This is a genomic window from Stutzerimonas kunmingensis (assembly GCF_900114065.1).
Lineage (GTDB): Bacteria > Pseudomonadota > Gammaproteobacteria > Pseudomonadales > Pseudomonadaceae > Stutzerimonas > Stutzerimonas kunmingensis.
Window position 1 is genome coordinate 1 of sequence record NZ_FORS01000026.1, and the last position, 6,969, is coordinate 6,969.

The window sequence follows — 6,969 nt, forward strand, 5'->3', positions numbered from 1 at the left end:
GTGACGCGTTCTTCAATGCTGAGTTCGTGATAGGACATAGGGCCGACACCTTACCGAAAGGTTCAGGTGTTGCACTCAGTTTCCGCGGCCGCCCCCAATACCCAATGGCTATAGGGTAGATAACCCCAAGGCTGCGTACGCTGATCTGCGGTATGCGGAGCGGAAGTTGCAGGTTCGCTCTCAAACGGATGGGCAGCGTGCAAAGCTCAAGGCTCACCAGCGCATGGTTGCCCAGTTCGCGCTCGCCGGCAGCTTGAGTATATTAAGGACGAAATGTCGATCTGATCTATTCTGGCTTCAGGAAATAGGGAAAATAAGGTCGGACGTTCGCGCACCGTCGCGACGCGCGATCATCCACTAAGCTTCTGTATCGGGGTTGGAGGATCAGATGAACGAGATCGAACGACAAGCGCCTGAGCTGCGGGTGCAAAAATGGATTGGCAAAGATGGGGAAAGTATCGCGCCGTTCAAACTGTCAGATATCGGGCCCGGCCCGAAAATCTTGTTTGCCTTCCAGCATTGGTGCCAAGGTTGCCATTTGCATGGGTTTCCGACGCTACAAAAGTTGCATGCAGCGTTGAGCTCAAAAGACGTGGGGTTCGCAGTGATCCAGACCGTCTTCGAAGGAACGCATGAGAATACCTTCGAGAAGTTGCGCGTGAACCAGCTCAAGTATGAGCTTCCTATCGTTTTCGGTCACGACGAGCAACCGACCGGCTCGCCGTTTCCAACCTTCATGGAAGACTACCGCACACGAGGAACTCCGTGGTTTACGGTTATCGACGCTGGCGGTAGCATTGTTTTCTCGGACTTCCATCTCGACGCGGAGCGACTAGTGAAGCAACTTGAGCAAGGTTAATCGTTGGAAGGTGGGCAATCATCCTGATTGCCACCCATCCCCTGATGCCCACTACAGGCGTTGCGCGCTGTAACTCTGTTGATCAGCGTGCGAAAACCCGGATCCGGATAGGAGGAGCGTCAACGATTGAATCAATCCGTTGGGAGAGGGCGGCTCCGCTCCGTCAGCTCGGCAATAGATAACCCATTCTCGCCGAGCAACTCTCTGATCCGATCGACGATATGAGCCCCTAGCGCCGCTGTCTTGGTCCCCCCCACAGATTCCCAAGATGCGAGTTCACACGCCGATACCTCGTGGTCAGCGCCGAAGTGCTTCTGTCGGTATGTCACCGCCGCCCTTCAATGATAAAGGCGCGGTAACGGGAACCGGCAAAGCGTTGAGCAGCGATGGTTTGGTAGGCGGGACTGTCATACCAGTCGCGAGCGGCCTGCATCGTCGGGAAACGCAAGATTACGGCCCCTTCGATGGGCGGCCCCTCCAAATGCTGGATCGCGCCATAAGCGGCGAGAAAGGTAACGTCGTGACCATCGAACGATGGTCCGACGCCTGCAGAATAGGTTGCGAGTGCATGTGGGTCGCTGGTTTCTTCCCGCGTAAAGACGACGAACGCTTCCATCATTAGGCCTCTCAAAGGTTGGATCTGTTGGCCATTACCACCGGTGATGGCCTCACAGTCGTCAGGCTGGCAACTGGAACCCGATTTTCATGAGTGCCTCGACGCACGCATCCTGATCCTGCTGATAGTTGCCTCCGGAGATGCCTATGCCGCCGATCAACTTCCCATCCTCCAGAATCGGATAACCGCCGCCGACAGCGACCATCCGAGGGCGATAGGCTAGCGGCGCCACTTTTGGATCGTTGGTCACATAGTCGTTCCAGACATGGGTCGGGAACCCAAACGAGGCGGAACTCCAGGCCTTGTCGATGGCAACATCGACGGTAAGGAACGGCGCATCGTCGGTGCGCTCGAACGCGCGCAGGTTACCGGTGGCGTCGACGACGGCGACGGCAGCCGGGATGCCGATGGCACGGGCCGCAGCGAGCGCCGCGTCGATGAGGGCGACTGCGGTTTCGCGGTTGATCGAGGCGGTGGCAATAGATTTGGTCATGGGATTCTCATCGCTGGGGCATAACCCGTTCGGCTTTTTGAGGTTGGACAAGATGTTTGGCGATCGCGGTCGTTAGAAGCCTTCGAGGACGATCTTGCCTTTAGCCGCGCCACTTTCGATCAGTGCATGCACCGTCTTCAGATTGGCGGCATTGATCGGCGACAGTCGCCGGGTCAGCGTCGTGCGGATTTTGCCGTCGTCAACCAGCGCTGCCATCGCATCCAGAATCTCGCCCTGCTCATTCATGTCGGGCGTGCCGTAGATCGACCGCGTGAACATCAGCTCGTGGTGGATCGACACCGCCTTGCGCTTGAAAACCATGATATCGAATGCCTTGGGATCGTCGATCAGTCCGAACCGTCCTTGTGGGGCGATCAGTTCGGCGATGTCGGCGACATGTTGCTCGGTATGTGTGGTCGAAAAGACGAAAGCGGGAGCACCGATGCCGAGTTCGGCGATCTGTGGCGCGAGCGGACGAGAATGGTCGATGACGTGGTGAGCTCCAAGCCCTCTTACCCACTCTTGGGTTTCCGGTCGAGAGGCTGTGGCGATGACGGTGAGGTCCGTGCGCTGTCGCGCGATCTGGACGGCGATCGACCCAACCCCGCCCGCGCCACCGATGATGAGGATCGCCTCCGCCGCACCGGGTACGGGCTTCGCCACGTCCAGGCGGTCGAACATCGCCTCCCAGGCCGTCAACGTCGTCAGCGGCAGCGCCGCCGCTTCCGCCCAGGAGAGCGACGCAGGTTTGTGACCGACAATCCGGGCGTCGACGAGATGGAACTCCGCATTGGTACCGGGCCGTGTGATCGATCCGGCATAATAGACCTCGTCGCCTAACTCGAACTGCGTGACGTCGGGGCCGACCTCGCGCACAATCCCGGCGGCATCCCATCCCAGCACCTTCCAATCGCCATCTGCCGGCGGCGTGCTGTTGCGGACCTTGTAGTCGACCGGGTTGACCGAGACGGCCTTCACCTCAACCAGGATATCGTATCCTGCAGCGACAGGCCGAGGCAGATTGATGTCGACCAGCGCGGCATCCGCGGCGATGGGTCCCGGAACCTTGTAACCAATGGCTTTCATAAATGTCTCCAGCTTGCTTGATCGGATGACGCGAATGCTCGTTAGTCAACTTCTTCTACATTGAGGTCCCGACTCTTGAACTGGGTCGCGGTAGCAGATTTCATCGAACACGTCGATCAACAGGCCCTTATGCTCGGTCGCCGGATCGGTGATCGCGTAGAGGGTGGAGGCGTTATCGCCATCATCACCGCTTCCGAGGCGAAACGCCGCGTCGACGCAGATGCCGCACGGACCGATGGTTGATCCTGGCTCGAGATCGACGAGATTGCTGTCCTTGACGCGCTATTCGCGGTCTTAGCCCTTGGCGATGAAGGACTGAACTGCTTGTAGAGCGTCGGTCAGCTGCTATGTCATGGACGCACCTTCATCTTGAGTTGGATTGGACAAGCTTCCGTATAAGGCCCGCTGTAACCGTCAGATGACGGCGAAGAAAACGATGGGCAGTATTCACAGCCACTTAGCCTTCTTGAAGCGCACAAATAGGAAAACGCACGATATCGCTATCACTCCGAGCACGACAAAGTATCCGTAGGCCGTGTCCAGCTCCGGCATGTGCTTAAAGTTCATGCCGTATATTCCAGCGATCGCCGTCGGGACTGCCAGTATTGCCGCCCAAGCCGCCAGCTGGCGGGTGATCACCCCCGTCCTTTGCGCTTCAAGAAGGCTGCTGGCCTCAAAGACCGTGGACAGGACAAGCAGGAGGCCGTCGACCATGGACTGCACGCGGTGGACATGGTCCGCGACGTCGTGGAAATATGGTGTCATTTCGGCGCTGATGCAGGGAAAGTGGCCGCGAACGAGCTTTCGCACCAGCTCGGCCATAGCCCCGAGCGTGCGCTGGAACCGCGTGAGTTCGGACCTTAGTTCGAAGATTCGCGCCACCTCTTCTGGCCCGAGGAAATCGTGCAGCGACCGTCGCTCCATCGCCAGGACGTCGTCCTCGATCATTTCGAAGATGGGCAGATACTGGTCGACCACGCGATGCAAGATCGCGTGCAGCACATAGTCGACACCCTTGCCGAACTGCGTCGGCGATGCCTCGAGTTGCTCCCGAAGTTTGCCCAGCGCTCCGGCATTGCCGTGCCGCACGGTGATAAGGTGATTGTGACCGGTGAAGATCGCCATCTTGCCGTAGCTGATCCGGTCGCCGACCAGCTCGGCGGTCTGCGCGACGACGTACAACTCATCGTTGTAGACCTCGAGCTTGGGCGGGCACAGCGGGTGCATCGCGTTGTCGATCGCCAACGGATGAAGATTATATGTCCTTTGGATCGCGAGTAGTTCCTCGGGGGTGGGTTCGCTAAGCGCGATCCAGCAGAAGCCCGAGCGACTCTCGCCCAACTTGACGTGCTCATCGAGCGCGATTTCGCGAACTCGCTTGCCTTCGTTGTAATAATAGGCGGCGATGATGCTCATGCTGGCCTCGCGGGAATGTGGAGGCCACGCTGGACGGCCGGTCGAGCCAGCCCGCGTCCAAGCCATGCGCGGACGTTCGAAAAGCTGCTGAGGCCAAGGATGTCACCCGCAGCGTAGAATTCCACCAGCGCATTCACCCAGCCGAGCGTCGCGATGTCCGCGATCGAATAGTCGTCGACGATCCAGTCGCGGCCTTCCAGCCGGCGATCCAGAATCCCCAGCAGACGCGTGGATTCGTCGATAAAGCGCTGTTGCGGCCGCTTGTCCTCATAGTCCTTGCCGCCAAATCGCAGGAAGAAGCCGAGCTGACCGAACATCGGCCCGATGGCCGACATCTGAAAGAACACCCACGCTAGGGTCTCGTAACGCTGGCCTGGTTCGGTGGAGATGAACTGACCCGTCTTGTCGGCCAGATAGAGGAGGATCGCACCGGATTCCCATAAGGCGATGGGTCTACCGTCAGGGCCAGCCGGATCGATGATCGCCGGTATGCGTCCGTTCGGGTTCAGCGACACGAACGCCGGATCCTTCGACTCGTTGTTCGAGATGTCGATCAGGTGGGGCTCGTACGCCAGGCCAGTCTCCTCAAGCATGATCGAGACCTTGACGCCATTGGGCGTAGGGGCTGCGTAGAGTTGCAGGCGATCGGGATGAGATGCCGGCCAGCGCTGCGTGATCGGAAAGGACGAGAGGTCTGGCATAAATCTGCGATCCTGGTGTTGCGATGGCGACTGACTGGAACGAGCCGTCACTCTGAAGTAGGGTTCGATGACCGCGTCGCTGAACGACGCGGTCACGAAGATTGCGGACCGGATCGGCGCAGTGGCAACGGCAGTGAAGCCTATTCCGCCGCGGTCCCGGCCGCTGGCTGTACGTCGTCAACCTTTTGGCGCTTCGGAAGCACCCAGCCGGGACGGACGAAGTGGCAGGTGTAGCCGCCCGGGCGCTTCTCCAGATAATCCTGGTGATCGGGCTCGGCCTCCCAGAACTCGCCGACCGGCTGGACCTCGGTCACCACTTTGCCATCCCACAGCCCCGAGGCATCCACATCGGCGATCGTATCCTCGGCGACGCGCTTCTGCTCCTCGTCGACATAATAGATGCCCGACCGGTAGGAGAGCCCACGATCATTGCCCTGGCGGTTCAGCGTCGTCGGATCGTGGATCTGGAAGAAGAATTCCAGGATGTTCCGGTAGCTCGTCACTGTCGGGTCGAAGACAATCTCGATCCCCTCGGCATGCGTGCCGTGATTACGATACGTGGCGTTCGGAATATCGCCGCCCGTGTAACCCACACGGGTCGAGATGATGCCGGGCCGCTTGCGGATCAGATCCTGCATGCCCCAGAAACATCCTCCTGCGAGAACAGCGCGCTGATGCATGTTAAGCCTCCTCTACTTGATCGAGATATTCACCGTATCCCTCGGACTCCATCTCGTCGCGCGGGATGAAGCGAAGGGACGCTGAGTTGATGCAGTACCGCAGACCGCCGCGGTCGGAAGGACCATCGGGGAACACATGGCCGAGATGACTGTCTGCGTGTACTGACCTGACCTCCGTCCGGACCATGCCGTGTGCGCTGTCCCGCACCTCGTTCACGTTTGCCGAAACGATCGGCTTGGTGAAGCTGGGCCAGCCAGTACCCGAATCGAACTTGTCCGTCGAAGCGAACAGTGGCTCTCCCGACACTATGTCGACGTAGATGCCAGGCTCCTTGTTGTCGTTGTACTCGCCCGTGAAGGGCCTTTCGGTGCCCGCCTCCTGGGTAATTCGGTGTTGCTCGGGAGTCAGGTGGTCGATTGCTGTCTGTGACTTTTCAAACTTCATTACAGTCTCCAATACTTATCTAGAGGGCCAGGCACGCTACCGCTAATTTTTTATGTCTCCTGATTTGCTCCTACAATGGTAGTGGGATGGCAAACGAGGTTTTACTAAGTGTTGGAAAATTAGAGATTTAAATTTCGCGTCTATTAGTTCTAGCGCAACTGAGTGGTTAAGCAAGTACGTAATCAGTAAATATTAAAAAAATAACACAAAAGCACGATTATATAATACAGTGTCAGTGTTTTATGATAATCAACAACGCCTGTTTAGATGCTGGTAGATGCGAATTTTTTGGCGTACAGTCAAAATTTTCTGATGGTTGCTTAGTGTGTTGGCGCTGATGGAAAATTGACCCACCCTGCCGATTGAAATTTGACCCAGGGCGGATTGCTGATTTTGTTACCAGCAACTGTGGATAAGTCTACCAGCGCAGCTGCTGTTGCCCCCACTCCTTCGCTAGCCCAGTTCAGTTGTTTAAGACCTGCCACACGCAGCCATGTAGCAGGCCGTCGTCGCCATGAAATCAGAACGGCTCATCGTCCTCCGGTTCCTGGCCGCCCTTACGCTTTCGCTCCCGTGATTTGATCTTGGCCTGGGCCGCCAAGCTACTGTGTTGCAGGCGATAGGACTCGTTACCGGTTTCGACGATGTGGCAGTGGTGGGTCAGCCGATCCAG

The 6,969-nt window shown here is 58.0% G+C and carries 10 protein-coding genes; 2 read left to right on the forward strand and 8 right to left on the reverse strand.

What is annotated here, in order from left to right; translation table 11 throughout:
- The first annotated feature begins 388 nt into the window (after positions 1-388).
- Positions 389-859: a TlpA family protein disulfide reductase gene (locus tag BM275_RS21870; RefSeq protein WP_003464979.1), complete on the forward strand. Its 471-nt coding sequence runs from the start codon at positions 389-391 to the stop codon at positions 857-859.
- Between the two features lie 325 nt (positions 860-1,184).
- Here BM275_RS21870 and BM275_RS21880 read toward each other — a convergent pair whose 3' ends face one another.
- The 3 genes from BM275_RS21880 to BM275_RS21890 form a co-directional block, all read right to left on the reverse strand.
- On the reverse strand, positions 1,185-1,478 hold the full coding sequence (locus tag BM275_RS21880) for a DUF1330 domain-containing protein (protein ID WP_010591688.1): 294 nt from the start codon (positions 1,476-1,478) through the stop codon (positions 1,185-1,187).
- A gap of 58 nt (positions 1,479-1,536) precedes the next feature.
- Complete coding sequence (locus BM275_RS21885; protein WP_005006001.1) at positions 1,537-1,968, reverse strand: GlcG/HbpS family heme-binding protein; 432 nt, start codon at positions 1,966-1,968, stop codon at positions 1,537-1,539.
- A gap of 72 nt (positions 1,969-2,040) precedes the next feature.
- Entirely contained in the window at positions 2,041-3,054 is a 1,014-nt protein-coding gene (locus BM275_RS21890) for a zinc-binding alcohol dehydrogenase family protein (protein WP_002118279.1), read from the reverse strand.
- Positions 3,055-3,129: 75 nt separating this feature from the next.
- On the opposite strand from BM275_RS21890, the gene BM275_RS22360 reads away from it, so the two are divergent.
- Positions 3,130-3,297 (forward strand): hypothetical protein, encoded by a 168-nt coding sequence (locus BM275_RS22360; RefSeq protein ID WP_016487060.1) that lies wholly within the window; start codon positions 3,130-3,132, stop codon positions 3,295-3,297.
- Positions 3,298-3,501: 204 nt separating this feature from the next.
- Here the strand turns inward: BM275_RS22360 and BM275_RS21895 are convergent, their stop codons facing one another.
- From BM275_RS21895 to BM275_RS21915, 5 genes are all read right to left on the reverse strand, one after another.
- On the reverse strand, positions 3,502-4,470 hold the full coding sequence (locus BM275_RS21895) for a magnesium and cobalt transport protein CorA (RefSeq protein WP_003464971.1): 969 nt from the start codon (positions 4,468-4,470) through the stop codon (positions 3,502-3,504).
- Positions 4,467-5,171, reverse strand: a complete 705-nt coding sequence (locus tag BM275_RS21900; RefSeq protein WP_003464969.1) for a glutathione S-transferase N-terminal domain-containing protein — start codon at positions 5,169-5,171, stop codon at positions 4,467-4,469. The genes BM275_RS21895 and BM275_RS21900 overlap by 4 nt, the downstream gene beginning before the upstream one ends.
- Positions 5,172-5,311: 140 nt before the next feature.
- Positions 5,312-5,851 carry a peptide-methionine (S)-S-oxide reductase MsrA gene (gene msrA / locus BM275_RS21905; RefSeq protein ID WP_003464967.1) on the reverse strand — a complete coding sequence of 180 codons (540 nt, stop codon included), beginning with the start codon at positions 5,849-5,851 and terminating at the stop codon, positions 5,312-5,314.
- 1 nt (position 5,852) lies between these two features.
- Positions 5,853-6,296 carry a peptide-methionine (R)-S-oxide reductase MsrB gene (msrB, locus tag BM275_RS21910; RefSeq protein ID WP_003464965.1) on the reverse strand — a complete coding sequence of 148 codons (444 nt, stop codon included), beginning with the start codon at positions 6,294-6,296 and terminating at the stop codon, positions 5,853-5,855.
- 520 nt (positions 6,297-6,816) lie between these two features.
- A partial coding sequence (locus BM275_RS21915; RefSeq protein ID WP_244153902.1) for an ATP-binding protein occupies positions 6,817-6,969 on the reverse strand: 153 nt, incomplete at its 5' end.